Genomic DNA, 25,254 nt, shown 5'->3' on the forward strand with positions numbered 1-25,254 from the left:
GCCTTGCCATGCGAATGCCGCCTAAGAAGGGGCCAAACGGCGCGGATGCGAATTCTGACGCCAATGTTGATCCGCGCGATGGCGAGTCGGCAGAGATCATCGATCTTGCCAGCCGCAATGGCTTTCCCGCTGTCACAGAGCGCGCGTCCAAATCTGACGGATTGGGCCTCGCTTTGGGTGCGGTCATCGTCCTTGGCCTCGGCGCAGTTACGCTGTGGAGCATGGACGCAGCGCGCACCGGCACGGCGGAAACCGCTCCAGCGACCGTGGCTAGCGCGCCGCCGCCGACCAGAGCGCCGGGAGCTGCCGCTCCGGTGAACGTTGCGCAGGTTGCGCCGGCCAGAGCGCCGCGCAGCGACCCTGCGCCATCACCTGTATTCTCGAACAATCCCAACCGCGTGGCTGGCCCAGCGACCAATCCTTACGCGACGCCGACCATGGTATTTGATGCCAGCGCTGCGGCAGGCGCTGCGCGTCTTGGTGAAACCGTCGCACCGGCACCTATAGCGGCAACAGCTGGCGCTACCTCTGCACCGGGCGGCGCAGTAGGCTCTGCCAGCGAATTTGCCAGCCGTATCGGCGGCGTAGGCGGCGCTCCTGCTCAGGCGCAGCCGATGGCTAATCCAACCACCACGGTGACCCAAGGTACCTTGATCCCGGCGATCCTCGAGACCGCTATCGATACCGATGTGCCGGGCTTCGTTCGGGCCGTCGTCAGCCAGGATGTGCGCAGCTTTGACGGCACGAAAGTGCTGGTGCCGCGCAGCTCGCGCCTCGTCGGGCAATATCAGTCCGGCGTCCAGCAGGGGCAAAAGCGTGCTTACGTAATTTGGACCCGTTTGATCCGTCCCGATGGCGTCTCGGTTAACATCGCCTCTCCTGCGGTCGCCTTTGACGGCACCACCGGCCTGCAAGGCGATGTGAACAACCACTTCTTCCGCCGGTTCGGCTCTGCCATGTTGCTCTCTGTGGTTGGCGGTCTGTCAGCCATCGGCAGCGGCGGCGCATCGGTTGTGCTCGGCGGAGCAGGGCAGGGCGCGGCCAGCATTGCGGCTCAGCAAGACGGCGCGATCAGCCCGACAATCCGTGTGAAAATGGGTGAGCCGATCCGGGTCTTCACCGCGCGCGATCTCGATTTCAGCACGGTAAACTGAGCCGAGCGGGCCCGAATGAGCGCAGAGATCCATCCTTTGGCCAACGACACTGGGTCAACCGCAGCGGCGAGCGGCGAGCAGGCTATGCCTGCATCCAGCGCGGCCATTATTGGCGAGCGCAGTGTCTATCTCGACGCCTATCTTGCGCCATTTCGCCGCTGGCTGGATCGGGACACCGTGACTGAGATCATGGTCAATCAGCCCGGCGAAGTCTGGGTTGAAGACGCCTCTGACCCCGGTTTCAAGCGGATCGACGCGCCCGACATTGATGACCGCCTGGTTCAGCGCTTGGCCGAACAAGTGGCGCGCGTGAGCCACCAGGGGATCAACCGCGAGCATCCGCTGCTTGGGGCGACCTTGCCAGACGGCGCGCGGATTCAGTTCTGCGGTCCGCCTGCCTCGCGAAAGCATTGGGTGATGGCCATTCGTCGCCACCGCCGGCTCGACCTGCCGCTGGATGCCTATGACGCCGGGCCGCTCACGAGCGCACCGGAAACGCCAATGCCGGACGCTCAGAACGAGCCGATTGCCTACCTGCGCGAAGCGATCCGCAATCGCCGCACGATTTTGATTTCGGGCGGCACCAGCACGGGTAAAACCACTTTCCTAAACGCCATGCTCGGCGAGATCCCGCGCGCAGAGCGAGTGGTGATGGTGGAAGACACTCCTGAGCTTAAATTCCCCGGCGAAAACTCGGTTGGCCTGGTCGCGGTGAAGGGCGAGCTGGGCGAGGCCAAGGTCACGGCCAATGAGCTGTTGCAAGCGGCGCTGCGCCTGCGGCCAGACCGCATTGTGCTGGGCGAATTACGCGGCGCGGAAAGCGTCTCGTTCCTACGGGCGATCAACACGGGCCACCCGGGCAGTTTCTCGACGATTCACGCCAACAGTCTGACCGGCGCGCTTGAGCAATTGTCGCTGATGGTGATGCAGACCGGCATTGGCCTCTCACGTACGGACACAATCGCCTATGCGGCGAGCGTCATTGACGTGATCGTGCAGCTGGGCCGTGATGCCAATGGCAAGCGCGGGATCACGCAAATCGCGGATTGCCGATCGTTGGTATGACAAGTTTGTGCGCTTGATTTACATCGCGGATATGTCCGGTAAATCAGCAACATTCAAACTCTCAAGAATGGGGCGATGATGGGCAGCCAGCCAATCTCCAGCACTGACGACACGCCCGCCGATCTCGGCCCGGATGACGCGGTGTCGCCGCACTCTGGCGAGGCGTACTTCAACCGCGAGCTGTCCTGGCTGAGCTTCAACGAGCGTGTGCTGGCCGAGGCTGACAATGCGAAATATCCGCTGCTGGAGCGGCTGCGTTTTCTCTCGATCTCCGGTACCAATCTCGATGAGTTTATGATGATCCGCGTGGCGGGTCTGGTCGGTCAAGTGCAGCGCGGCATCGCCCGGCCAGCGATCGATGGCCGCACCCCGTCACAGCAGCTTTCCGCCATTCGCGAGCGATTGGAAGTGATCTCCGATAACCAACAAAGAAGCTGGCGAGAGCTGCATCATTTGCTGAGCGATGCGGGGATTTCGGTGGATGAGGATCAACGGCTAAGCGATGACGCAAAGGACTGGCTTCAGACCTATTTTCGCGATGAAATCCTGCCGGTGATCACACCGCAAGCGCTTGATCCGGCGCATCCCTTTCCCTTCATCGCCAATGAGGGAACCGGCGTGCTGTTCACACTGAACCGCGATGCTGATGCGGAGCAGATCATCGAGATGATCCTGATTCCAAGTGGTCTACCACGCTTTATCCGGGTGCCTGGGGAAGGGGCGATCTATGTCTCGATCTCCAACCTGATCCAGCGCTATGCCAGCATGCTATTCCCCGGCTTTACGATCAAAGGCGATGGCCAGTTTCGGGTCCTGCGCGACAGTGATATTGAAGTTGAGGAAGAAGCCGAAGACCTCGTGCGCTATTTCCGCAGCGCGATCCAGCGCCGCCGCCGTGGCCGCGTGATCCAGCTGGAAATTGAAGAAGACTTTGATCCGAGAGCTGAGCAAATATTGCTCGAGCAGCTTGGGATTCATGAAGCTGCAGTGATCAAGACCGATGGCATTATCGGCATTGATGGGCTGGCTGAAATTGTCGAGGAAGACCGGCCAGACCTCAAGTTCGACAGCTACAGCCCGCGCTATCCAGAGCGTATTCGCGAGCATGATGGCGATGCATTTTCGGCCATTCGCGAAAAAGACATCGTCATTCACCACCCTTACGAGAGCTTTGAAGTGGTGGTCGACTTTATCCGGCAGGCGGCGGCTGATCCCGATGTCGTGGCGATCAAGCAAACGCTCTACCGCGCAGGCTCGCAATCGGCCGTCATCAACGGTCTGATCGCGGCGGCGGAAGCTGGTAAATCGGTAACTGCAGTGGTTGAGCTGAAGGCGAGGTTTGACGAAGAGCAAAACCTGATGTGGGCGAGCAAGCTGGAGCGCGCCGGGGTTCAGGTGATCTACGGCTTTGTCGACTGGAAAACCCACGCGAAAGTGGCGATGGTCGTGCGCCGCGAGGAAGAGGGGCTGCGCACCTATTGCCACTTTGGCACGGGCAATTATCACCCGATCACCGCCAAGATTTACACCGACCTGTCGTTTTTCACCGCCGATCCTCAGCTGGTTCGTGATGCGACGAAGATGTTCAATTTCATCACTGGCTATGTAGAGCCGGACGAGCTGCAGGCGCTGAAGATCGCGCCGATCAACCTGCGCGATGAGATTGGCAGCCGCATCGACACTGAAATTGCCAATGCAAAGGCGGGCAGGCCCGCCGCAATCTGGATCAAGTGCAATCAGATCACCGATCAGGGGATCATTGACCGCCTGTATGAAGCGAGCGGAGCCGGAGTTATGGTCGAGCTGATCGTACGCGGTATCTGCTGCCTGAGGCCCGGCATCGCGGGGCTGAGCGAGAATATTCGCGTGAAATCGATCATCGGGCGCTTTCTGGAGCACAGCCGGATTTACGCCTTTGCCAATGGCGCGCCGATGCCCGGCGAAGAGGCAAGGGTCTACATTGCATCAGCGGATCTGATGGAGCGCAATCTCGATCGCCGGGTCGAAACGCTGATCCCAATCACCAATCGCACCGTGCATGATCAGGTGCTGCAACAGGTGCTGCTCGCCAATATGCTCGACACAGAGCAAAGCTGGTGGTTGCAATCCGATGGCTCCTATGAACGTGTCGCAACAGATGCTAAGCCTTTTAATTGTCACCGTTATTTTATGACGAACCCGTCGCTGTCCGGGCGTGGGGGCGCACTGGAGGCGGGCGCTGTGCCGAAATTGTCGCTGCGAAGGGGCGGAACTGGATGACATTGAGAGCCAAGCGAGCGGATCGCGAGGGGGCGTTCTCTGGGAACAAAGCCGAACGCGCGATCATCGATGTGGGTTCGAATACGGTTCGTTTGGTGGTCTATGGCGGGACAATGCGGGCGCCGACTGTCCTGTTCAATGAAAAGGTAACGGCGCGGCTGGGCCGCGAAATCTCCGAAACAGGCAGGCTGGCGGATGAAGCTGTGGAACTCGCCATGCGAGGCCTCAGGCGCTTTGTGCTGTTGCTCGATGGCTTGGGAATTGCGGATATCGAGACGGTTGCCACCGCCGCTGTGCGTGATGCCGAAAATGGCCCAGAGTTCGTGGCGGACGTCCGAGCGCTGGGGCTGGATTTGCAAGTTATCTCTGGCGAGGAAGAAGCGCGGCTCAGCGCGAACGGTGTAATTGGTGCGTTTCCTCGCGCCCGCGGGGTGGTTGCCGATCTTGGCGGCGGCAGCCTGGAGCTGGTGAGCATAGCAGGCGGTGAGACAGGAGAGGCGACCTCACTGCCGCTCGGCACCCTGAGGCTGCCCGAATATCACGCTGACAAGCAATCCGACATGCGCAAGGCGCTGCAAAAGAGACTCAAGAAAGCCGGGTGGGGCGAGGCGATTGAAGCGCCGCTCTATTTGGTGGGTGGCACCTGGCGGGCGATGGCCGTTTACGCGATGCAGGAGCGGGGCCATCCGCTGAGCGATCCTCACGCGTTTGAGCTCACAAAGAAAGAGGCGATTGAGCTGGCCAAAGGGCTTGCCGATCAGGCGCCCGAAACCCTCAAGTCGATTGACCGGATTTCCACCATGCGCTCGGAGAAACTGCCCGATGCGGCGGTTCTGCTGCAGGCGATGCTGGAGCAGTTGGAGCCGGAGCGGGTCGTCTTCTCGTCATGGGGCCTACGCGAAGGCTTACTGTTCGACGCCCTGCCGATGCATGGGAAAGAGCAAGATCCGCTGCTGGCCGGTGTTGCGGTGTTTGCGGCGCAGCGCGGCGCACCGCCAACCTTGGCAACGCAGATTGCGGGCTGGACGGCCGATGCCGCGCCGCTGGGCGAGCACGGGTCAGAGCGGCTGCGTCTGTCCGCGACGATGTTAGCGCTCGCGAGCATGCAGATTGAGCCGAACCTTCGCCATCCGCTGGCAGTCGATTGGGCGATGCACAAGCGCTGGCTGGCGATTGATGGGCAGGGGCGGGCGATGCTGGCCGCAGCGAGCATGGCCAATGGCAATCATTGCGATCTGCCAGATGAACTGCATGCGCTGGCTTCCAAAAACGCTCTAGAAGAGGCGGTATGCTGGGGCCTCGCCATTCGCCTAGCCCGGCGGATCGGCGGTCGCTCTCGGCGTTCGCTGCAGGTCAGCCGGTTGATGCTGGGCGAGAATGGCCTCGTCCTGCGGTTGGAGCACAGCCACCGCGACCTGTTTGGCATCCCGACGGAGAAGGATCTCAAACTGCTCTCTGACCGCCTCGGCGTCGATTTCACCGTCGAGATTGTCGAGGATGGCGCACTGCACCTACCCGTCGGAAATCAAGAATAGCTAAGGCTTAGGGGCCACTAGGCCTGCTGCTTCTCGCTCGCAAAGGGGGAGAAGTTGGTTTCCGTATCGAACAGATCGACGCCTTCCGCGCTTTTCAGCTTGCCAACCACCAAATAGGTCACCGGGGTCAGTAAAGCCTCCCACAGAACCTTCAGTAGCCAATTGGTGATCATCACGGTGATCACCGCTTCAGTGCTCCAAATGCCGTAAAAGGCGATGGGGTAGAAGATCAGGCTGTCGACCCCTTGACCAACAACAGTCGAGCCAATCGTGCGGGCCCACAGCGCCTTGCCCTTCGTCCACACCTTCATCTTGGCCATAACGTAGGAATTAACGAATTCACCGGCCCAGAATGCGATGATCGAGGCGATCACGATCCGCCACGTGCTGCCGAAGACGGACTCGTAGGTTTGCTGGCATATCTCGCCGGGGATTGAGTCGCTGTCGCCTGTAAATTGCAGCGAGGCGCTGGCCGCGCATTCCCATCCGGCAAAGGCGGGCAGGCCAACCACAACATAGCTCATAAAGGCGAGGAAGATCATCGCCGCAAAGCCGGTCCAGATCACCCGGCGCGCTTTTGCAAAGCCATATATCTCGGTCAGAATATCGCCGATCACATAGCCCAGCGGGAAGAACAGGATCCCGGCGCCGTAGATAAACATCCCATCGGGCGCGGGCCACATGCCATCGGGCCAGAATGGCACTTCGACGAAGGTCAGTTTTGCCGCGCCGATGATGTTGGAGAGCAGCAGGATCGCCACAAAGGCGGCCATCACCAGGTCGTAATAGCGGAAAGTTCGCGGTGCTGTGCTGGTCGCAATCGGCCCGCCGGCCGCATTGTTATCCGGGTTATTCATAGCCGAAGTGCCTAACGCGATTTTACACCGTCGCAAAGCGCGCTATTGGGCGAATGCGCTTTCGAATTGCGATTGCTAAAGTGTTTGCAAAGAGCGTGCGCGCCCGTAGCTCATCTGGATAGAGCGCGAGACTTCTAATCTTGAGGCAGCAGGTTCGAGTCCTGCCGGGCGCGCCATTTTACAGATCATGCCGTAGGCTACTACGCGAAAACCGCTACATATGGCGGTCATTGCAACTCGTCGCTCATACCGCACAGCTGATACGGCTCATCGCTCTCGCCGCCATGACAGCGCGCCTTTCGACACCTGCTGTTCATGTGCTGAGCGACAATTTGTGCGCATTGATCACTGATAGGAGACATCCGATGACCCGTATGATTCTTGCCTCAATTGCCCTTGCCGGGACTATGATCGCAGCTCCGGTCGCCGCTCACCAAAAGGGGATTGTGGTCGACGGCTACCGCGTGCCGCTCTCGCCCAACAATGACAGCAACAAATGGTGGCTCGATTATCGGACTGACATCAGTGAAGCCAAGCGCGAGTTGGCGAGTGACCTTCGCCGGGCGACCGACGAAGAGGATCGCCGCGATGCCTATGAGGAATATCGCCAGGAAATTCGCGACGCGCGCCATGATTACCGCAAGGAAATGACTGAGCGTGGATATCGCGTTGCCAATTTTAAGCAGAACAATCGTCAGCTTGCGCGTAGATAAGTGGAAGGTGCGGGCTGGCACTGGCCTGCCAACTAAATTTTTCTACCCGCGCTGAACGGTCTCCAGCAATTCCGCCGTGATCGGATAACCGGCGTCTTCCATGATCCGCAGCATTGGCTGATCATTGCTGTCGTCGACCATGGGAACGATGGTTTTGACTGGAATAGCCTCGGCCTGAGTGCGTGCTTCTTCATAGCTTGCGAACAGAGCCAGGCGCTCCAGATTCCGGCGGGTCGGGAAGATCAGCTTGATCTCGCCGCGTTCAGCCATGTCGAGCGCGCCCTGCGCACTGACCCAGAACAATCGCGTGTTTTCTGATTGATCTGCGGCGATCTCCACCTCGCCCGTGCCCAAATTGGCAAGGTAAAAGCGCGTGTCATAGACTCGGCTGATGTTCTCATTCTTGGGATACCAGCGAGCAAACGGCGTGATCTGATCAAGGTCGAGCGACCAGTCGAAGGCCTCAAGCACGGGTGCAAGCTCTCCCATCTCCAGCAGCATTGCCCGCGCATCGGCGGCCTTTGCCGCGTCAACATCGCCCGCAATTCCAAGCGCTAGGCCAGTTTCTTCGATGGTCTCGCGAACTGCCGCGATCTGATGTGCAAGCTCACTTACATCGAGTGGAGAGGTGAGCGTGCGGGCTAGTGCAAAGTCCGCATCATCGACGCGTCCGCCAGGGAACACCGCCATGCCGCCGGCAAACGCCATATTGCGTGATCGGACCGTCATCAGGATTTCAGGAGCGCCGCCATTGCTGCTCTTGCGAAAGATAACGATGGTCGCGGCGGGGATGCCTTCAGGTGACTGCTGTGTGTGATCTGCCATTGCCTGCAGTGATGCCGGGGGCGGGGCAACTTGCCAAGCGTATTTGCAGCTTTGCTTGTCGGTATCTTTTACATTTAACCTTATAGTTAATCCGTAGAAACCATTTAACTGGCTGAAAAGGCTACTCTTCGCGTTTTTGGCACGGTGGATGCATCGTATTGTGTGCCCCTAGTGGTCTTCGATAAAGAGGTGAGGTCTTTTTTGGTCTCTTGGTTTCACCTCCCCGAAATTAGAAAACCCGCCTCGTTTGGTTCACGAGGCGGGTTTTTCGTATCTGAGACGTTTATATTCTGGCTTTCGCGCATCGCAGATGCGAGTGCGCAAACTTAAGAGGCTTCGGCCTTCGCGACCGCTTTTTCTTCCATCAGCTGTTGCAGTTCGCCCGCTTCGAACATTTCCATCATAATGTCGCTGCCGCCCAGAAATTCGCCCTTCACATAAAGCTGAGGGATGGTCGGCCAATCGGAATAGGTCTTGATGCCTTGGCGCACTTCCATGTCTTGCAGCACGTCGACGCTTTCATAGGCGACGCCGCAATGATCAAGGATCGCGATGGCCCGGCTGGAAAATCCGCATTGCGGGAACAGCGGCGTGCCCTTCATGAACAAAACGACATCGTTTTCGCTAACGATATTGGCGATGCGGGCGTTTGTGTCAGACATAATGGCCTAAACCTTTGAAAAATGAACCATGGAAAATCGTATGGGGATTAGGTGGGAACCACGGTGGTGACTTGCAAGGCGTGCAGTTCGCCGCCCATGCGCTTACCCAGCGCCGCATAAACCATCTTGTGCTGCTGAACCCGGTTCTTGCCGGCAAATTGCGGCGCAGTGATAGTCGCAGCCCAGTGATCATTATCTCCGGCCAGATCGCGCATCTCCACCACAGCGCCGGGTAGCGCCGCAGTGATGAGCGCCTCGATGTCGGTCGCTGCCATAGGCATGCCGCTTAGCTCTCGCTCATCAATTGACGTTTTGCCTCGACGGCTTTTTCTTCCAGCTTTGTGCGAATGTCATCTTCGCTGACATTGCATTCCGCCGCGGTGAGATCACCCAGCAGCTTGCGGATCACATCTTCATCGCCGGCTTCTTCAAAGTCTGCCTGCACGACGGCTTTCTTATAGGCGTCGGTCTCTTCCTCGGTGAGGCTCATGAGGCCAGCGGCCCATTCACCCAGCAAGCGATTGCGACGCGCCGCCACTTTAAAGGCGGTTTCTTCGTCCATTGCGAACTTGGCTTCTTCGGCGCGTTCGCGATCTTTGAAATCAGTCATGTTAGTCCCCTTGGCCAGCGGCCCAAGAATTGAAGTGTACCCAGACAAAATAGGAGGCTGGGCGGCCTGCGGCAAGCGCGGATCGCGCGGCGTCTTCAATAAGCGTGCGCGAATTATGAATTTACGGCCTAGTCCATCGTCACCACGAGCTTGCCCACTGCCTCGCGGCTTTCCAGCTTGGCGATTGCCTCGCCTGCGCGCTCCAATGGGAAGGTTTCAGAGACCAGCGGATCAATCTTGCCCGCTTTCATCAACTCGAACAGCTCCTTGACCTGCTCGACGAATTTGGCCGGTTCGCGCGCTGTAAACGCGCCCCAGAACACACCGCAGATATCGCAGGATTTCAGCAGCGTCAGGTTCAATGGCATTTTCGCGATGCCCGCCGGGAAGCCGACCACTAGAAAGCGGCCCTCCCACGCGATTGAGCGCAGGGCTGGCTCGGAATATTGGCCGCCAACAATGTCATAGACGATGTTCGCACCTTCTGGGCCGCACGCGGCCTTGAATGCGCCAGCGAGTTCTTTGGAGGCGGCTTTGTCCATTTCCTCGCGCGGATAAATCACAACCTCGTCCGCTCCGGCCTGCTTGGCGACTTCGCCTTTGGCTTCGCTGGAGACCGCTGCGACGACTTTCGCGCCAAACGCTTTTGCAAGTTCAACCGCAGACAAGCCAACACCGCCCGCCGCGCCCAGGATCAGGACTGTGTCACCCGCCTTGATGTGGCCGCGATCCTTCAACCCGTGGATCGTGGTGCCATATGTCATGAGCAGCGATGCGGCCTTCTCATAGGGTACGCCGTCTGGGATGGGGAACATGCGAGCGGCAGGCACAATGACCTTCTCCGACAATCCGCCATTGCCAATTCCGGCCATCACTTTGTCGCCGATGCTGTAGCCTTCCACGCCTTCGCCAACGGCCTCAACCACGCCAGCAAGCTCGCCGCCGGGTGAATAGGGGCGCTGCGGCTTGAACTGATAGAGGTCGCGGATCATCAACGTATCGGGATAGTTGATCGCGCACGCCTTTACGCCGACCAGAACTTCGCCTTTGCCCGGCGCTGGCACCTCAATTTCATCGAGTTTTAGCGTTTCCGGTCCGCCAATCTCGTGTGTGCGTAGCGCTCTCATGCGTGTGTCTCCGTTCCTTGTGTCAACCAGCTTTGCGAGGATGCGCGCTGGTTCTCATATGATTGAATGGCGTCTTTGCGCTCTAGCGTTAGCGCGACCTCGTCCAGCCCGTTCAGCAGACAATGCTTACGGAACGGATCGATATCGAACGCGAAGCGATCTTGAAACGGCGTTGTGACGGATTGCGTTTCCAGATCGATGTCGATCGGTTCGCCCGCCCGTGCGACCTCCAGCAAACGGTCAATTGCCGCTTGAGGCAGGACGATCGGCAGAATGCCGTTTTTCACCGCGTTGCCAGAGAAGATGTCCGAATAGCTTGGGGCCAGAACCGCGCGGATGCCCAGATCCAGCAGTGCCCAGGCGGCATGTTCGCGGCTGGAGCCGCAGCCAAAATTATCGCCAGCGATCAGAATTTGCGATCCGGCATAGGCGGGATCGTCAAATACATTGCCCTCGATCTCGCGAACGGTTTCGAACGCCCCTTTGCCTAAACCCTCGCGAGTGATGGTTTTGAGCCATTTCGCCGGAATGATAATATCCGTGTCGATATTTTTCGCGCCATATGGGATCGCTTGCCCCGCGACATGCTGGATAGCATCCATTATTTTGCCGATCCTGGGAATGTTGGCAAGCGGCCGAGATGGCGAGGGTCATGCTGTATCAGTACGGTCGCATCGAGCGACTTTGCGATGGCATTGAAGCGTTCAAAAGAGGCCAGAGTGTCAGCACGGTTGGTGTTGAATGATGGCACCCCGCGGTTCTCGATCTGCTCTTCGAAATGATAAAGATCCCCGGTCAGCAGAAGATTGCCGGTTTCGGGCAAGCGCACCAACAGGCTGGTGTGGCCGGGGGTGTGGCCCGGCATCGCCTTCATGACGACTGACCCGTCGCCAAAAACGTCATGATCGCCAGGAAACGCAACGACCTCTGCGCCTTCTTCACCAAGCCAAGCGGCGAAGGGCCGTGGATCAACCAGCGGGTTGGGCTCTTTGGTTTCTTTCACCACGTCCCAATCGCCTGCACCGATAAGCAAGGTCGAACCGGAAAAATCGCTGAGCTGGCCTGTGTGGTCGAAATGAAAATGGCTAACCCCAGCATAGGTCACTTGTTCTGTTGTCACGCCAATATCACTGAGCTGATCGGCAATCGAGCGCTCTAGCGAAAGGGTGGTGCCGCCTTGCGAAAGGCCAGTACCAATAAGGCCGGACGGGAGGCCCGCGTCCCACAGCAAATATCGGGTGCCATTGCGCAGTAGATAGCAGCTTGCGACCAGCGTGCGCGCTTTCCCATCATACAGGTGGGCGTCGGAAAATGCGGCTGAATCGCTAAATGCAATCGTTCCGCAATCAAGCCGCCATATCTCCAGATCGGGCTCTTCCTGAGCCTGTAGCGGAGATGCCAGCACGAATGTGGCAAGCGCCGCTGCAAAGAGTTTCATAAGCCGTTTCCCCCTTGGCATAGCGGCGCTTAGTCTGTTTCCGGATTTTCGCCGGAGGGCACTTTGGGGGCCTCTGGCTTCTTGTCTTTGCTCTTGCGCTTGTTTGCATAGAGCAGCGCCGCTGCAACAGCGGCAGAGCCGATTGCACCGGCGGCGATGGCAGCTTTGCTTTTGGTGTTTTTCGTCATGATATCCTCATGGGAGCGGGAGGGCAGGCTTGCAAGGGATTGCGCGCAATATGTTCTCAGCTTCGGCTAGGTTGCAGGTGCTGGTTTGTCGACCTCAGTCTCGGCGGTGGTCCCGCAGGACATGCAAAAGCGGAAGAACGCCATTTTTCGGGTCTCGCAGCTGATGCAGCGATCGAACAAGGTCATGCCGCAATGGACGCAGAAATTGCTCTCGGTTCCCTCCATTTTTGCGATGGGCCGGTCACAGCCAGGGCACACGCTAGAAGACATTTTCTTAAACGCTTCATCGTGCGAGACGAGCTTGCGCCGCTCTTCCTCGGCCTTTTGCTCAACCTCTTGTCGCTGAGCGAGATATTGCCGCATATTCTTGATTAAGAAATGGCCTGCTGCAAATGTCAGGATGATGCCGACGCCGTAGCGAATATACCCGCCATAGCTCGGCAAATAAGGCACCAGTTCGACGAAGAAGACAAACACCGAGGCGAGCACAAACCCGCGTGAGATCGGCCAATATTCCCCCTTGCGGCGCTTCACGATCAACCAGGCGGCGATCCCCAGCATAGGCAGGGTGATGAGCAGTCTCAGCCCGAACACCTGCAGCTCTTGCCAGAAATACGCCTGCTCATAGGCAGGCACGCCTGCATCTTCGGCATCGTACAGCTGCTCTGAAATCGCGCTGCGACGCTGGCTCAGCTCAGCCGCCTCGGTGTCGAGCGCGTTGATCGAGCTGCTTATGGAGCGCTCGTTTTGCTGCAATTGCTCCAGCGCGCGGGTGCGCGCGATAACTTCGGGATCTTGCGTCGGATCGGTTGTCGCAGAGCGGGTCTTGATCCACGCCTCAAACGTCTCTGTCGCGGATTGCTTTTCTTCCGCAGCTTGACGCTGCTGAATGCCAAGCAGTTCGCGCCGATCATCCAAAGCGGAGCGTTCTTCATCAAGCGCATTTATCTGGCCGCGCAGCTGCTTTACCTCCGCGGTTTCAACATATTGATCGCGGTTCAGCTCAGCCTGGACCTGCGGCAGGTCGCCAATGATGAGATTGCCCAGGCCAACCAGAAAGGCGGCAAAGACAATCGAAACCAGCCACAGCACGCCCTTGTAGAACCGCTCTGGAACCCGAATTCCCTTCATCACATCCATCGCTTGCTAACCCTCTCAATGCGAAGCCAATGCCTCGCGAAAACAGATCAATCAATCGCTTTGACGATCAAAGAAAGACATCGCTGCCCACTTTGCCTGGCTCCCGCCGGTGAGCAGCGTCGGCTTTGCCAAACCAATTCCACCCATCGAGCGTGCGCGCCTCAATTCCCGTGATCTCGTCAGGTGCGAATAGCCGCATGTTCACGCCCACTCTGTCGCCTTCACAATGCTCTGTCAGCACCCAGTGGGTTGTAGTACCGCATTCGCCGCAGAATTGCATTTCAACCGCAGGTTCTTTGTAGTCCTTGCGGCGATAGGCGCAGGTTGAACCAGCAACTTTGATCTCGCTCTCGGAGAAATATCCCCAAGCTCCGCCAGACTTCAGGCACAGCGAGCAATCGCATAGGTTGATGTATTCAGGCTGCCTCGTGATGATCAGACTCACGTTCCCGCAATGGCAGCTGCCCTGCATCACTTTAATGTGCGCACATCGGTCAGTCGCCCGGTCACAGCCGCCGCTGCAGCCATTGCAGGTGATAGCAAATGCGTTCGCGCACCTGGCCCTGGCGGCCAACGAAATTGCGGTTGGAGGTTGAGGCGCAGCGCTCGCCCGCTGGAACCTTGTCAGGATTCATGCCCAGACAGGCGGAGCAGCCCGGCTCGCGCCACTCAAACCCGGCTTCCGTAAAGATGTGGTCTAGGCCCTCCTCTTCCGCTTGACGTTTCACTAGGCCGGATCCCGGCACCACGATTGCCCATTTCACATTGCCCGCCTTGCGCCGGCCATTCAGCACTTCGGCGGCGGCGCGCAGATCCTCGATCCGGCTGTTGGTACAGCTACCGATGAAGATGTTCTCAACGGGAATGTCGCTCATCGCGGTGCCCGGCGTCAGGCCCATATAGTCGAGGCTCTTTTGCGCTGCCTCTTGCTTGTCCTTATCGGCAAAGCTTTCGGGCGAGGGAACTGTCCCTCCGATGGCGATAACGTCTTCGGGGCTGGTGCCCCAGCTAACCGTGGGTTCAACATCGCTGGCATCGATCACCACGCTCTTGTCGAATTCGGCGCCGGGATCGCTAACGAGCGAGCGCCAATATTGCACCGCCTCGTCCCAGTCCGCTCCCTTGGGCGCCATTGGGCGTCCCTTGAGATAGTCGAACACCACATCATCCGCCGCGATCAGGCCAGCCCGCGCGCCCGCCTCTATGCTCATATTGCACACGGTCAGGCGCTGCTCGACACTCATTTGCTCGAACACTTGGCCGCGATATTCGATCACATAGCCAGACCCGCCCGCGGCGCCAATTTGCCCAATAATATGCAAAATCAGATCTTTGGCGGTGATACCTGCGGAAAGTTCTCCTTCAACGCGAAGCTCCATCGTCTTCGATTTCTGGAGCAGCAAGGTCTGCGTTGCCAGCACGTGCTCAACTTCGCTGGTGCCGATGCCGAATGCGAGCGCGCCCAATCCGCCATGAGAGGCGGTGTGCGAGATCCCCGCAAACGATCGTGGTGCCGGGTAGGGAGAAGCCTTGCTCTGGGCCAACGACATGGACGATGCCTTGTGCGTCATCCGCATCGCCAATGTAGCGAATGCCAAATTCCGGGGCGTTTTTTTCCAGCGCTTCCAACTGAGCGCGGCTTTGCGGATCGGCGATCGGGATTTTTGCGCCGCTCGCATCACGCCGCGCCGTGGTTGGCAGGTTGTGATCCGGCACGGCCAGGGTCAATTCAGGGCGTCGCACAGGGCGGCCTGCCAGCCGCAAAGCTTCAAACGCTTGCGGGCTTGTTACCTCGTGAACCAAATGCCGATCAATATAGATCAGCGACGTCCCATCCTCGCGCGTCTCAACAACATGCGCGTCCCAGATCTTCTCATACAATGTGCGTGGTTTGCTAGCCATACGGATCCGATTAGCGGCCTTGATGCAACACTTGCAAGCCGGACTGTGCCAGGCAGGCGGATAGTCATGGAAATAGTCATGGAAAAGACACCATTGTGTGTTTAACTTACAATCATGTCAGCAGTGCCCTTTGCCTTTCCGATTAAAGTCCTTCCCGAAGACATCGATTTCATGGGGCACGTGAACAACGCGCGCTATTTGAACTGGGTGCAGGATGCCGTTCTGGCGCATTGGAATAACCTTGCCCCGGCAGAGGAAATTGCTTCCAAAGCCTGGGTCGCTCTCAAGCATGAGATTACCTATCGCCGCCCAGCGTTCCTGGAAGATGATGTGATCGCGAACACGGTGCTGGAGCGCTATAATGGAGCGCGCGCATTCTACCGCACGGTTATTTCGCGGGGTGAGGAAGTGCTGGCCGAGGTGCAATCGAGCTGGTGCTGCATCGACTCGACCACCCTGCGCCCAGCGCGGATTGGCGAGCATATGCGCGAGTTCTTTTTCCCAGAGGGCGATTGAGCGGGGCGCTCGCCGCGAAGGCGAGTGATTAACCCCACTTCGCAGGGTCAAGTGCCAACAGTTCCGCCAGTTGCGCGTAAAGCGCTGGAATATCTCGCCGCAGCGCCTGCGGCTTTTCGAAGAAAGTGACGATCGCTTCGGCAAAGAACTCTTCGTGGTTGGTCGCGCCATATGGGTCGATCAAAGTTCGGTACCCGTTTTGAACCCGCTCCACGTGGTCGTTATATGCGTCCAGCATGGCCTTCTCCCAGCCTTCATATGCCTGCCCTTTGCGCAGGATGGGGATACCATTGGTGTGACCGGTTAAACTGTCCAATTGATGCGCGAATTCGTGGATCACGACATTGTGTCCGTCATGGGCATCAAGGCCGCCTTTGAGAGCATGATCCCATGACAGGACAACCGGTCCGCGGGTCCAGCTTTCGCCGAGCATGGCGAGGTCTCGCTCTTGGACGACGTAGCCGTCGTGCGTGTTGCGGCGGGTGCGGAAGGTCGAAGGGTAGATGAGCACGGTCCTGAGGGTGTCGTACCAGGCCGGGGTGTTAACGACGAGCAAGCAGGCCTGAGCGGCGATGGAAAGTTTCATCGCCTCATTCACTTCAAGGTCGTTCTGGCCATGAAATGTGATCTGATCGAGGAACAGATTGATCTTTCCCTCCAGCTTCAGTCGCAAGGGCTGGGGCAGTTGGCGTGTGATCGGGACAAGCTGCCTGACGATTTCGCGCTGTTCAGGGGTTAGCGGGGTCGCGAGAAGCCTTTTGCGCCGCTGCACCTTCGCAATGCGGCGATAGACTAGAAAGCCGGCAAATGGCGCAATGACGCCTAGAAGTAGATATAGCCCCATCTAAGCGAAATAGGGCGCGAGACACGCGTTTGTTAGATGTCATGCGCAGAGCGTTTGACCGGCCGCCAAATTTCAGCGACGTTGTAAAGGGTTAGATGGGGAAGGTCGGCCGTATGATTTCACGTATCGGTTTTGCGATTTTATGTTCGGCGATGTCACTGCCTGCAAACGCGAACTCTCAAAAGAGGACGCAGGCGAGGGCGCCCCAGTCCAGATAACCGATGAAGAAGCGACGGAATTGCAAGGCGCATTGGAGCGCGGTCAAAAGCTTTATGCCTATGATCAGGCTGCATGGCAGACTACCGATGCGATGTTTGAAGATATTGCAGACCCGGCTGGCGAAGGTATTCGCGGCTGGATCGTGAATGACATCGAAGCTGGGCTCGAAGTTGTCTTCATGAGGGGCACCGATGACGGCTTCGAAGCCGTTTGGTCGGCATTTTTCAGTGAACAGAAAGTCACCGACGCCAAGACTTACGAACCGGGCGAGAGGCCATTGTCCGAGTCTGAGGCCGCCCTCGCGAATGCGAGCAAAACTCCATTGAACGAAGAGATGCAGCGTTGTTCGCGCAAGCCTTTCAATACTGTTGTATTCCCGACTGGAAAGGCAGACGGTGGTTTGTATGTCTACTACCTCGTGCCGCAGGAAACGCTCGATGCGGTCCCGCTTGGCGGCCATTATCGATTTGAAGTACTGGACGGAAAGGTAGTGAATAGTCGTAAGTTCACCAACAGTTGCATATCGCTTGAGAATGGCGAAAACGAAGACGGCAACCGTCCAGAAGCGCTGATGATTTCTCATCTACTGGATGATGTTCCTACCGAAATCCATGTGTTTTCCATGTTTGCTGCCGGTTTACCCCTATATGTTTCGACCATTGAGAATAAACGTGTTTGGGCTGTCGAGGCATCGAGCGGACAGGCAAGGGCTCGTATAATCAGATAAGCGGTCTGTTGATTTCCGTTTCAGTCCGAATTGTTTATACGCAGCCGCAATGTCTCCAACTGCGTACCTAATAGCGTAATGGCTGCAAGATTTTCCCTGCCCGCCCGCTCGCATCAGGCGGCAATTGGCCTTGCCTTGGCGGCTGTGATCGCCGGTGGCTGGCTGGGGCTGCATGCTTACGGCATGTTCGTGTTTGAGCTGACGTGGTCGAACTGGCCGCTGGCGCTTGCATTGGCGGCGGTGCAATGTTGGCTATCAGTCGGTGTTTTCATCATCAGTCATGATGCGATGCACGGCACATTGGCGCCGGGGCATCAGCGGATAAATTCGGCTGTCGGGGCGGTGCTTCTGGCCCTCTATGCAGGCTTTGCGTGGCGGCGGATGCGTGATGCGCATTTTGAGCATCATAAACTGGCAGGCCGCGAAGGCGACCCGGATTTTGACGAGCATCATCCGACCAGTTTTCTGCGTTGGTATTGGACTTTTTTCACCCGTTATTTCAGCTGGCAATCTTTAGTGTTCGTGCACACTGTCGTCGCGACCTATCTGTTTATACTGGATATTCCGTTCATGCAGATATTCCTGCTCTATGGTCTGCCGGCGCTCGCGTCCTCGCTACAACTTTTCTATTTTGGGACGTATCGGCCGCATCGCCACGGGGTGGGCGCATTCCCCGATGACCACAATGCACGCAGCGATCATTTCGGCACGCTGGCGAGCCTCGCCAGCTGTTTTCATTTCGGCTATCATCTGGAGCATCACCGCCGCCCGGATGTGCCATGGTGGGCGCTGCCGATTGCGAAACGGGCAGGAATTGGAGCAGGAGCGACCATATGAGCTGGCTCGAAGTTTTCCTGGTTGTGATGGCCGCGCTGATCGGCATGGAAATCTTTGCCTGGTACGCGCACAAATACATCATGCATGGGTGGGGCTGGGCATGGCACCGCGACCATCATGAGCCGCATGATAATACCTTCGAAAAGAACGACCTGTTCGCGGCCGTGTTCGGTACGATCGTCTTTTTGATGTTCTGGATTGGATATTACGTCTCAGACGCTTTGTGGTGGGCCGCTTTTGGTATCACCCTGTACGGCGTGATCTACACACTGGTGCATGATGGCCTGGTCCACCAGCGCTATTTTAAATGGGTCCCGAAAAAAGGTTATGCCAAGCGGCTGGTACAGGCGCACAAGCTGCACCATGCGACAATCGGTAAAGAGGGCGGGGTCAGCTTTGGCTTTGTCTTCGCCCGCGATCCGGCGAAGTTGAAGGCGGAACTGAAAGAGCAAAAGGCCTCTGGGGTTGCAGTCGTAAGGGATAGCGCTGGGGCTTAGGCACCACCAATTTCATTCGTTGCGGGTGACGATCCAGCTCCCGCAGATCAGCAATACGGCGATCGATACCCAAACCCATGGCTCGCCAATTGTGAACCACGTCACCACTGCCCCCGTCGCCATCGCGCCAACAGCCAGCACTTTTGCTCGTCGTGAGATGGCACGCCGTTCTCTCCAATCGCGGATTTGTGGGCCCCAAGTGGGATGATCGAGGATCCGCTGTTCCCAAGCAGGATTGCTGCGGGCGAAGCAGAACACTGCAAGGAGCAGGAACGGGACGGTTGGAAAGATCGGTAGGAATGCTCCGATAGCTCCTAGCCCGACAAACAGCAGGCCTGCGGCAAGATAGAGCCGCCGCATTGCGCTACGCCGTCGCTAGCCTGGTTGCGTGTTCCTGAACCAGGGCGATCATATTGGGCACGCCCTGCGTCCGGTTGGATGAGAGCTGGCTCTTCAAATCAAACGGAGCAAGCGCCTTGGCGACATCCATGCTAGCCACTTCGCTTGCGGGCTTGTCTTGCACTGCGGCAATCACCAGAGCGACAATGCCTTTGGTAATCGCCGCGTTGCTATCGGCGAGGAAGCGCAGTGTATCTGTCTGTTCCGTTGGATAGACCCATACCGCCGCCGAACATCCGCGTACCAATGTCGCGTCCGTTTTCAGGGCGTCGGGCATCTCGTCTAGCTCACGGCCAAGCTCGATCAGCAGGCGGTAACGCTCGTCGCCTTCGAGGAATTCATATTCTTCGAGAATGTCAGAAAGAGTTCGCATGGGCGCTATGTAGGCCCGATTGCGCGCATGTCTATTCCGGTTTCTAGAGAAGACGATTTTCCGAAGTGAGCGAGCCTAGAGTTCCACTCCGTTGGCAATCGCCTCCAGCTTCTTGATGCGTTCTTTTAGATCAGCCATCTCAATTCGGGCGGCACCGATTGAGGCATTGCCTTCCACTTCGCGCGGACCTGTGCCCAACTGTTCAAGTTGATCCAGCTCAGTGCGTTTCAGCTCCAGCCAGCCCTGCCAGCCTTTCAGCAAGGCAAAGGCGACCACGCAAAGACCCACAAGGCAGGCTCCGGCAATGACGAGGTAGGGGTCGAAAACTGCATCGATCATTCGCTCATATCCTCCGTAGTCTTAGTGCGCGGCTTACTCTCGCTCAGGCGCAGGTTTTCAATTTCGTGTGCCAGCTGCTGGGTTTTCTTGGCATCTGGCGTGTTTTCATCGGTGACAATGCGTTCGAGCACTTGCACCCGCTCGCGCAGCTCGTCGCGCTCACGCTGAGCCTCCAGCAAGGCATCGCGGTCTTCGCTGTCGATTTCGACATGGCGGTTGTGCTGCTTGTTAAATTGCAACACGCCCCAAACCACGATTGCGACGATGGCGATCAAGACCCAGCCGCCCATTACGCATTCTCCTGCTTGCTTGGCGTGCTGCGCAGCTTTTCAATCTCAAGCTCTAGGTCCTTTGAGCGGTCGGTTGCGATCCGCTCCAGAACGCGGACGCGCTCTTCCAGATCGGCCTTAGAAGGCGAGGGCGCATCCGATCCGGAATTGGACTGACCAGGCTTCGCGCGCAGCTTCGTAAACAGGGCAAACCCGCCCGCACCCACTGCTAGAGCCAATGCTCCGATTTGGAGCGCGTCAAATACCAAAGCTGTGTCAGCGCCAAACATTACGCGGTCCCTTTGTCCGTGCGATCTTCAAGCGATCGTTCACGCAGTGCATCGATCTCGCTGCCCAGCGCGTATCCGCCATCTGTCACGATCCGTTCGACATTGCCGAGCCGATCCTTCATCGAACCCAACTCTGCGCGCAGCTCAGCGTTTTCCTGCGTCAGCAAGCGCACGCGTTCCGCTGTCTCTCCGCCATTGGCGGGCTTCAGGGATTGGCCCCACATTCCTTCGAGAGGATATCCGTGTTTGATTTTGAGCTTTGTGGTGTGAATCCAACCCCACGTACTCATAGCACCAATCCCAAGTGCCCCGGCAACAATCCAAGGAACATAGGGAATCAGGTAGGTGAGGTTCTCCATCATGCTTTCTCCTGGGATTTGATGTCGAGCGGCACGCCGCTGTCACTGGCAGTTTTGCTGGACGCATCGCGCAGCGCTTCGATCTCGTCAGACAGGGTGTAGCCTCGGTCAGTCACGATCTTTTCCAGCACGATCATGCGGTCCTGCATCATATCAAGCTTCTCATTGAGCTCGCTGTTTTCAGCGCGCAGGCGTTTGGTTTCGGCGCTATCTTTTGCCGGTGTTTTGCCGCCCCATTCGTCCTCCAATGGATAGCCATGCTTGGCACGGATCCAATTGTTGATGATCCAACCGACGGTTGAGATGGCGATAATTGCGATAATAAATCCAGGCCCACCCCAGCTCATCACACTTTCTCCTGCTTACTCACATTCAGCGGCACGCCGCTATCGGATTGTTCGACGTCACGCACATCGCGCAGCGCCTCGATTTGGGTTGCCACATCATATCCACGGTCGGTCACAATGCGCTCCAGCACTTGGACCCGGTCTTCCAGTTTTTGCACTTGGCTTGAATATTGCGCGGCCTTTTCTGCGGTCGCCGCAGCGGTCGTGTTGACCTGCATCGCTGCGACCTTTTCTTTATGCTTCGCCCAAATCGCGACCATCGGAATGGTGCAGCCGAATATGATGGCAATTATCGGTATCAGTTCACCGGGCAAATTATCCTCCCTTGTTGGCTGCGTCGCTTGCCTTTGGCTTAGCGCAGCCGTTCAATTTCTTCCGCAGTGCGGCGTGCTGGATCCGTCGCAATCCGTTCAAGAACAGCAATGCGATCCTGTAAGTGTGTGACAGTCTCGGTCAGCTCTGCTTTTTCGTTAGTCAGCAGAGCTTCTTTGTCACTCCGGCCATATTTGAGTTCTGCCATCTTGCGTCGATGTTTGAGCACGCTGTCGGTAATGCCCCAGATCGAAGAGCCACCGAAGATAAGAACGAATAGAGCGACGATCAAAAAAGTATCCATTATTCAGCCTCCCTCTGCTTCGCTGCGCTCAGCGTAGACGCTCGATTTCAGCCGTCAGGCTCTTGTTGCTGCTGACATAATGCGTTTCGACAGCCGCTAGCCTGCGATCAACATCGCGGAATTTGGCGCGGATTTCGCGAGCGGTTCGCTGCGGGCTTTGCCGCACACCCTGCCAATACTTCTGTTCTTCCTGATCGACATAGAGATGCGGTGGCTTCTTGTTCAGCAGCATTCCTGCAATGAAATACGCCGGGATCGTGATACCTGCCATGCCCGCAAAGGTCAGGATCATGAGGCCAAGCCGTACCCACAGCACGTCAGTGCCGGTGTAATCCGCAATTCCTGAGCAGACGCCCATCAGTTTCGCGTTGTGTTTATCGCGATAGAGTGTCGTGCGGGGGAGTTCATTGCGGATTTCCTTTCTTCTCAGCCATCATGCGATCGAGTTCGCGCAGCTGTTGATTGTCGACTTCCTGATCATGCATCAGGCGCCGGGTGCTTGGGGCAAAGGATGGGTCATCATTGGCAACCAGGCGCTCGACCGTGTCCATTCGCTCATCAAGGCGTTTGGCGAGCGAATAGAGTTCTTCGAGCAGCACCTCATCATCGGTGGTGATGGTTGCGGCGGTCTTCCACTTGGTTACGTGATGAAGGATCATCCACGGTAGGCCGATGAACAGCATGCCCACCACAATGACTGGTACGAGATCATCCATCGGTCTTAATTCCCTTTCTTGGCGCTATCTTTGCCAAGCGCTTTCTTCATTTGTTCAAGTTCATCATCGATCGCGTCGGCCCCTTCGAGAGCGGCGATCTCATCGGATAGTGATGGTGTGCCGTTCTGATCAGCAATGCTCAGCGCCTCTGCGCGGCCTTCAGCGTAATCAACCCGGCGTTCCATCTGATCGAATTTCGACAGCGCCTCGTCAGTGCGTTCGCTGCTCATCAGCGTGCGCAGTTTTACGCGGTTTTCCGCGCTTTCCAGGCGGGCGGCGATTTGCGTCTGGCGGCTGCGCGCCTCCCGCAGGCGATGTTGCAGCTTTTGAATGTCTTCTTCATAAGCGCGCAAGGCATCATCCAACACGCCAATCTCTGCGCGCAATTGACCGCCCATATCAGCTGCCTTTTTCTTCTCTACCAGAGCCGCGCGGGCCAAGTCTTCGCGATCTTTCGACAAAGCCAGTTGGGCCTTCTCGCTCCAATCCGCCTCAAGCCTCTCCAGCTTGACAACGTGACGGTTCATTTCCTTTTGATCCGCAATTGTGCGCGCTGCGCTTGCCCGCACTTCGACCAATGTCTCCTCCATTTCGAGGATGATCATGCGGATCATCTTTGACGGGTCATCCGCCTGATCCAGCATATCATTAAAATTGGCAGCGATAATATCGCGGGTGCGGCTGAAAATGCCCATAAAGGCTACTCCATCTAAAAACGAATTGTCGCGTTTGTTTGACGCGCTCGTATTGTTGTCTGTCCCGTATGTTTGCCCAGTCTCGGGCCCTGTGCGCAAGCGCTGAATTTCAGCATCAAGCCGTGATACCCGCTTGCCGGGCGGAATCTCGCCTATTTTTGGCGAAGCGGGGTGGGCCGGAGTGTCGCTCGCAGGTGCCAGGGCATCTGCCGGGGTATCCGCATTGGGGGGACTGCCAATGTCGGTTGAGCGCTCCGGCCCTAAAGAAGACTTGTTTGGGCGGTTCATGCGATTTCGATCAAATGCGTGCCGGCATATGGCGCAGCGGCCATCAAAGGATCAGCCTGCATCTGAGTGGACAGCGCGATCAGCGCGGTCATCGCGGCGATGCTTGCAAGCGCTGCTTGACCCAATTTGCTCTGGAAGAAGCTGCGGTTGTACATGGCGTGGTTTCCTTTGGTCTGTGTCGTTAGTGACTTTGTCACGGTGTTGTTCATGTAATAGCAAGCGATGTGCCAAAGTTCATAAGCAGCTGATATATATAGAAATAGACTGTACCTCAAAATTTGTTGATGGCGACTATTGCCAACCATTGGGAATTTTCACTATAGGTTGGTGTGTGGAACGGGAAAATCAGTTCATAGGGCAATCTGGGGCGTTTCTCGATGCGGTCGAGCGGGCTAGTCGTGCTGCCCCGATGAGCAGGCCTGTTTTGGTCATTGGTGAACGCGGAACCGGTAAAGAACTGATCGCGGAACGTCTGCACCGCTTGTCCTCTCGCTGGGGTGAGCCGCTGGTCACTATGAACTGCGCCGCTTTGCCCGAAACCCTGATCGAAGCAGAATTGTTCGGGCACGAGGCTGGCGCGTTCACAGGTGCTACCAAAGCGCGTGCAGGAAGGTTTGAAGAAGCCGACAAGGGCACGTTATTTCTCGACGAACTGGGCACCTTGTCGATGGGCGCACAAGAACGCCTGCTGCGCGCGGTCGAATATGGCGAGGTTACGCGCATTGGGGCCTCGCGCCCGGTGCGGGTTGATGTGCGCATTGTGGCGGCGACCAATGACGATTTGCCTCATTTGGCCAAGACTGGAGAGTTTCGCGCCGATTTGCTCGACCGCCTGAGCTTTGAAGTTATCACTTTACCACCCTTGCGCGTGCGCGATGGCGATATCGCCGTGCTGGCGGAATATTTCGGGCGGCGCATGGCGGCGGAGCTTGATTGGCATGGCTGGCCCGGTTTTTCTGAGCATGTCATGCGCGAGATGGAAAACTACGCCTGGCCGGGCAATGTGCGCGAATTGCGCAATGTGGTGGAGCGGGGTGTGTACCGCTGGGATGATGTTGAAACGCCGATCTCTCACGTGCAATTCGACCCATTCGACAGCCCGTGGAAACCCGCCGCGCCGCCGCATCGCCGCGATGAAGGTTTTGCGGGCGGAGCAGGGCGTAACGCGACGAATGTCGCTGGAGAGGCTACTCCATCAATGCCAAGTGAAATCGACAATATTGATGATTTGCGCCTCGCCGTGGATCAGCATGAACGCACGATTGTCGAGCATGCGCTGGGCAAGCATCGCTGGAACCAGCGGCAAACCGCCAAGGCGCTCGGCCTATCCTATGACCAATTGCGCCATTGCATCAAGAAACATAGCCTGATGGAAGAGCAAGCGGAGTAAATCTTTTTAGGTCCTTGGCTCTAAATGTATGTGTTAAGCTTTCTCTTGTTTAACTAAT

Annotated in this window: 35 protein-coding genes, 1 tRNA gene and 1 pseudogene; 11 read left to right on the plus strand and 26 right to left on the minus strand. The window is 57.4% G+C overall.

Annotated elements, in window-relative coordinates; translation table 11 throughout:
• The first annotated feature begins 8 nt into the window (after positions 1–8).
• The 4 genes from AC0V6O_RS04425 (at position 9) to AC0V6O_RS04440 (ending at position 6,013) form a co-directional block, all read left to right on the plus strand.
• Positions 9–1,154, plus strand: a complete 1,146-nt coding sequence (locus AC0V6O_RS04425; RefSeq protein ID WP_486141890.1) for a TrbI/VirB10 family protein — start codon at positions 9–11, stop codon at positions 1,152–1,154.
• An 84-nt stretch (positions 1,155–1,238) separates the two neighbouring features.
• On the plus strand, positions 1,239–2,219 hold the full coding sequence (virB11, locus tag AC0V6O_RS04430) for a P-type DNA transfer ATPase VirB11 (protein ID WP_486145495.1): 981 nt from the start codon (positions 1,239–1,241) through the stop codon (positions 2,217–2,219).
• Positions 2,220–2,297: 78 nt separating this feature from the next.
• Positions 2,298–4,478 (plus strand): RNA degradosome polyphosphate kinase, encoded by a 2,181-nt coding sequence (locus AC0V6O_RS04435; RefSeq protein WP_486145497.1) that lies wholly within the window; start codon positions 2,298–2,300, stop codon positions 4,476–4,478.
• Positions 4,475–6,013, plus strand: a complete 1,539-nt coding sequence (locus AC0V6O_RS04440) for a Ppx/GppA phosphatase family protein (RefSeq protein ID WP_486141892.1) — start codon at positions 4,475–4,477, stop codon at positions 6,011–6,013. The genes AC0V6O_RS04435 and AC0V6O_RS04440 overlap by 4 nt, the downstream gene beginning before the upstream one ends.
• A gap of 17 nt (positions 6,014–6,030) precedes the next feature.
• Here the strand turns inward: AC0V6O_RS04440 and AC0V6O_RS04445 are convergent, their stop codons facing one another.
• The gene (locus AC0V6O_RS04445) at positions 6,031–6,870 is read right to left on the minus strand and encodes a queuosine precursor transporter (RefSeq protein ID WP_486141894.1); all 840 of its coding nucleotides are present in this window, start codon (positions 6,868–6,870) and stop codon (positions 6,031–6,033) included.
• Positions 6,871–6,969: 99 nt separating this feature from the next.
• Between AC0V6O_RS04445 and AC0V6O_RS04450 the strand changes: the two genes are divergently transcribed.
• Positions 6,970–7,046, plus strand: a tRNA-Arg gene (locus AC0V6O_RS04450).
• A 189-nt stretch (positions 7,047–7,235) separates the two neighbouring features.
• Positions 7,236–7,583, plus strand: a complete 348-nt coding sequence (locus tag AC0V6O_RS04455; protein WP_486141896.1) for a hypothetical protein — start codon at positions 7,236–7,238, stop codon at positions 7,581–7,583.
• 42 nt (positions 7,584–7,625) lie between these two features.
• On the opposite strand, the gene AC0V6O_RS04460 is transcribed toward AC0V6O_RS04455, so the two are convergent.
• From AC0V6O_RS04460 to leuC, 11 genes and pseudogenes are all read right to left on the minus strand, one after another.
• The gene (locus AC0V6O_RS04460) at positions 7,626–8,408 is read right to left on the minus strand and encodes an NUDIX hydrolase (protein WP_486141898.1); all 783 of its coding nucleotides are present in this window, start codon (positions 8,406–8,408) and stop codon (positions 7,626–7,628) included.
• Positions 8,409–8,734: 326 nt separating this feature from the next.
• Entirely contained in the window at positions 8,735–9,070 is a 336-nt protein-coding gene (gene grxD, locus AC0V6O_RS04465) for a Grx4 family monothiol glutaredoxin (protein WP_472638143.1), read from the minus strand.
• A 47-nt stretch (positions 9,071–9,117) separates the two neighbouring features.
• The gene (locus tag AC0V6O_RS04470) at positions 9,118–9,351 is read right to left on the minus strand and encodes a BolA/IbaG family iron-sulfur metabolism protein (protein WP_486141901.1); all 234 of its coding nucleotides are present in this window, start codon (positions 9,349–9,351) and stop codon (positions 9,118–9,120) included.
• A gap of 5 nt (positions 9,352–9,356) precedes the next feature.
• A complete protein-coding gene (locus AC0V6O_RS04475) occupies positions 9,357–9,680 on the minus strand; it encodes a DUF1476 domain-containing protein (RefSeq protein WP_472638145.1) in 324 nt (107 codons plus the stop codon).
• Between the two features lie 128 nt (positions 9,681–9,808).
• The gene (locus AC0V6O_RS04480; protein ID WP_486141903.1) at positions 9,809–10,807 is read right to left on the minus strand and encodes an NADPH:quinone oxidoreductase family protein; all 999 of its coding nucleotides are present in this window, start codon (positions 10,805–10,807) and stop codon (positions 9,809–9,811) included.
• Positions 10,804–11,409, minus strand: coding sequence for a 3-isopropylmalate dehydratase small subunit (gene leuD / locus AC0V6O_RS04485; RefSeq protein ID WP_472638146.1), 606 nt, complete (start codon positions 11,407–11,409; stop codon positions 10,804–10,806). Before leuD ends, AC0V6O_RS04480 begins: the two co-directional genes overlap by 4 nt.
• The gene (locus AC0V6O_RS04490; RefSeq protein WP_486141905.1) at positions 11,409–12,245 is read right to left on the minus strand and encodes an N-acyl homoserine lactonase family protein; all 837 of its coding nucleotides are present in this window, start codon (positions 12,243–12,245) and stop codon (positions 11,409–11,411) included. Before AC0V6O_RS04490 ends, leuD begins: the two co-directional genes overlap by 1 nt.
• A 29-nt stretch (positions 12,246–12,274) precedes the next feature.
• On the minus strand, positions 12,275–12,433 hold the full coding sequence (locus AC0V6O_RS04495; RefSeq protein ID WP_472638148.1) for an isopropylmalate isomerase: 159 nt from the start codon (positions 12,431–12,433) through the stop codon (positions 12,275–12,277).
• A gap of 66 nt (positions 12,434–12,499) precedes the next feature.
• Positions 12,500–13,564 carry a zinc ribbon domain-containing protein gene (locus AC0V6O_RS04500; protein ID WP_486141907.1) on the minus strand — a complete coding sequence of 355 codons (1,065 nt, stop codon included), beginning with the start codon at positions 13,562–13,564 and terminating at the stop codon, positions 12,500–12,502.
• 76 nt (positions 13,565–13,640) lie between these two features.
• Complete coding sequence (locus AC0V6O_RS04505; RefSeq protein WP_486141909.1) at positions 13,641–14,045, minus strand: GFA family protein; 405 nt, start codon at positions 14,043–14,045, stop codon at positions 13,641–13,643.
• A pseudogene (leuC, locus tag AC0V6O_RS04510) lies at positions 14,045–15,475 on the minus strand (3-isopropylmalate dehydratase large subunit). The gene AC0V6O_RS04505 and the pseudogene leuC overlap by 1 nt, the downstream one beginning before the upstream one ends.
• Before the next feature lie 114 nt (positions 15,476–15,589).
• Here leuC and AC0V6O_RS04515 point away from each other — a divergent pair.
• On the plus strand, positions 15,590–15,991 hold the full coding sequence (locus AC0V6O_RS04515) for an acyl-CoA thioesterase (RefSeq protein WP_472638150.1): 402 nt from the start codon (positions 15,590–15,592) through the stop codon (positions 15,989–15,991).
• 28 nt (positions 15,992–16,019) lie between these two features.
• On the opposite strand, the gene AC0V6O_RS04520 is transcribed toward AC0V6O_RS04515, so the two are convergent.
• A complete protein-coding gene (locus tag AC0V6O_RS04520; RefSeq protein ID WP_486141912.1) occupies positions 16,020–16,835 on the minus strand; it encodes a M90 family metallopeptidase in 816 nt (271 codons plus the stop codon).
• Between the two features lie 142 nt (positions 16,836–16,977).
• Here AC0V6O_RS04520 and AC0V6O_RS04525 point away from each other — a divergent pair, with 142 nt between their 5' ends.
• The 3 genes from AC0V6O_RS04525 (at position 16,978) to AC0V6O_RS04535 (ending at position 19,115) form a co-directional block, all read left to right on the plus strand.
• Positions 16,978–17,781 (plus strand): hypothetical protein, encoded by an 804-nt coding sequence (locus AC0V6O_RS04525; protein ID WP_486141914.1) that lies wholly within the window; start codon positions 16,978–16,980, stop codon positions 17,779–17,781.
• Between the two features lie 78 nt (positions 17,782–17,859).
• Complete coding sequence (locus AC0V6O_RS04530) at positions 17,860–18,618, plus strand: fatty acid desaturase (RefSeq protein WP_486141916.1); 759 nt, start codon at positions 17,860–17,862, stop codon at positions 18,616–18,618.
• Entirely contained in the window at positions 18,615–19,115 is a 501-nt protein-coding gene (locus AC0V6O_RS04535) for a sterol desaturase family protein (RefSeq protein ID WP_486141918.1), read from the plus strand. Before AC0V6O_RS04530 ends, AC0V6O_RS04535 begins: the two co-directional genes overlap by 4 nt.
• Positions 19,116–19,127: 12 nt before the next feature.
• On the opposite strand, the gene AC0V6O_RS04540 is transcribed toward AC0V6O_RS04535, so the two are convergent.
• The 13 genes from AC0V6O_RS04540 to AC0V6O_RS04600 all read right to left on the minus strand — a co-directional run bounded on the left by AC0V6O_RS04540 (position 19,128) and on the right by AC0V6O_RS04600 (position 24,015).
• Positions 19,128–19,475, minus strand: a complete 348-nt coding sequence (locus AC0V6O_RS04540) for a YbaN family protein (RefSeq protein WP_486141920.1) — start codon at positions 19,473–19,475, stop codon at positions 19,128–19,130.
• Positions 19,476–19,479: 4 nt separating this feature from the next.
• Positions 19,480–19,887, minus strand: a complete 408-nt coding sequence (locus tag AC0V6O_RS04545; protein ID WP_486141922.1) for a SufE family protein — start codon at positions 19,885–19,887, stop codon at positions 19,480–19,482.
• A gap of 75 nt (positions 19,888–19,962) precedes the next feature.
• Positions 19,963–20,226 carry a hypothetical protein gene (locus AC0V6O_RS04550; RefSeq protein ID WP_472638157.1) on the minus strand — a complete coding sequence of 88 codons (264 nt, stop codon included), beginning with the start codon at positions 20,224–20,226 and terminating at the stop codon, positions 19,963–19,965.
• Positions 20,223–20,516 (minus strand): hypothetical protein, encoded by a 294-nt coding sequence (locus tag AC0V6O_RS04555; RefSeq protein WP_472638158.1) that lies wholly within the window; start codon positions 20,514–20,516, stop codon positions 20,223–20,225. Before AC0V6O_RS04555 ends, AC0V6O_RS04550 begins: the two co-directional genes overlap by 4 nt.
• Positions 20,516–20,785, minus strand: a complete 270-nt coding sequence (locus AC0V6O_RS04560) for a hypothetical protein (protein ID WP_486141925.1) — start codon at positions 20,783–20,785, stop codon at positions 20,516–20,518. Before AC0V6O_RS04560 ends, AC0V6O_RS04555 begins: the two co-directional genes overlap by 1 nt.
• Positions 20,785–21,144 carry a hypothetical protein gene (locus tag AC0V6O_RS04565; RefSeq protein WP_486145499.1) on the minus strand — a complete coding sequence of 120 codons (360 nt, stop codon included), beginning with the start codon at positions 21,142–21,144 and terminating at the stop codon, positions 20,785–20,787. Before AC0V6O_RS04565 ends, AC0V6O_RS04560 begins: the two co-directional genes overlap by 1 nt.
• A complete protein-coding gene (locus AC0V6O_RS04570; RefSeq protein ID WP_486141927.1) occupies positions 21,144–21,491 on the minus strand; it encodes a hypothetical protein in 348 nt (115 codons plus the stop codon). Before AC0V6O_RS04570 ends, AC0V6O_RS04565 begins: the two co-directional genes overlap by 1 nt.
• Positions 21,491–21,751, minus strand: coding sequence for a hypothetical protein (locus AC0V6O_RS04575; RefSeq protein ID WP_486145501.1), 261 nt, complete (start codon positions 21,749–21,751; stop codon positions 21,491–21,493). Before AC0V6O_RS04575 ends, AC0V6O_RS04570 begins: the two co-directional genes overlap by 1 nt.
• Before the next feature lie 92 nt (positions 21,752–21,843).
• The gene (locus AC0V6O_RS04580; RefSeq protein WP_486141929.1) at positions 21,844–22,107 is read right to left on the minus strand and encodes a hypothetical protein; all 264 of its coding nucleotides are present in this window, start codon (positions 22,105–22,107) and stop codon (positions 21,844–21,846) included.
• 28 nt (positions 22,108–22,135) lie between these two features.
• Entirely contained in the window at positions 22,136–22,522 is a 387-nt protein-coding gene (pspC, locus tag AC0V6O_RS04585) for an envelope stress response membrane protein PspC (protein WP_486145503.1), read from the minus strand.
• Complete coding sequence (gene pspB, locus AC0V6O_RS04590) at positions 22,512–22,823, minus strand: envelope stress response membrane protein PspB (protein WP_486141931.1); 312 nt, start codon at positions 22,821–22,823, stop codon at positions 22,512–22,514. Before pspB ends, pspC begins: the two co-directional genes overlap by 11 nt.
• 5 nt (positions 22,824–22,828) lie before the next feature.
• Positions 22,829–23,806, minus strand: coding sequence for a phage shock protein PspA (gene pspA / locus AC0V6O_RS04595; RefSeq protein WP_486141933.1), 978 nt, complete (start codon positions 23,804–23,806; stop codon positions 22,829–22,831).
• A complete protein-coding gene (locus AC0V6O_RS04600) occupies positions 23,803–24,015 on the minus strand; it encodes a hypothetical protein (RefSeq protein WP_486141935.1) in 213 nt (70 codons plus the stop codon). The genes pspA and AC0V6O_RS04600 overlap by 4 nt, the downstream gene beginning before the upstream one ends.
• 122 nt (positions 24,016–24,137) lie before the next feature.
• On the opposite strand from AC0V6O_RS04600, the gene pspF reads away from it, so the two are divergent.
• A complete protein-coding gene (gene pspF / locus AC0V6O_RS04605; RefSeq protein ID WP_486141937.1) occupies positions 24,138–25,196 on the plus strand; it encodes a phage shock protein operon transcriptional activator in 1,059 nt (352 codons plus the stop codon).
• Positions 25,197–25,254 lie beyond the last annotated feature (58 nt).

Source organism: Erythrobacter sp. JB2-19 (assembly GCF_057365005.1).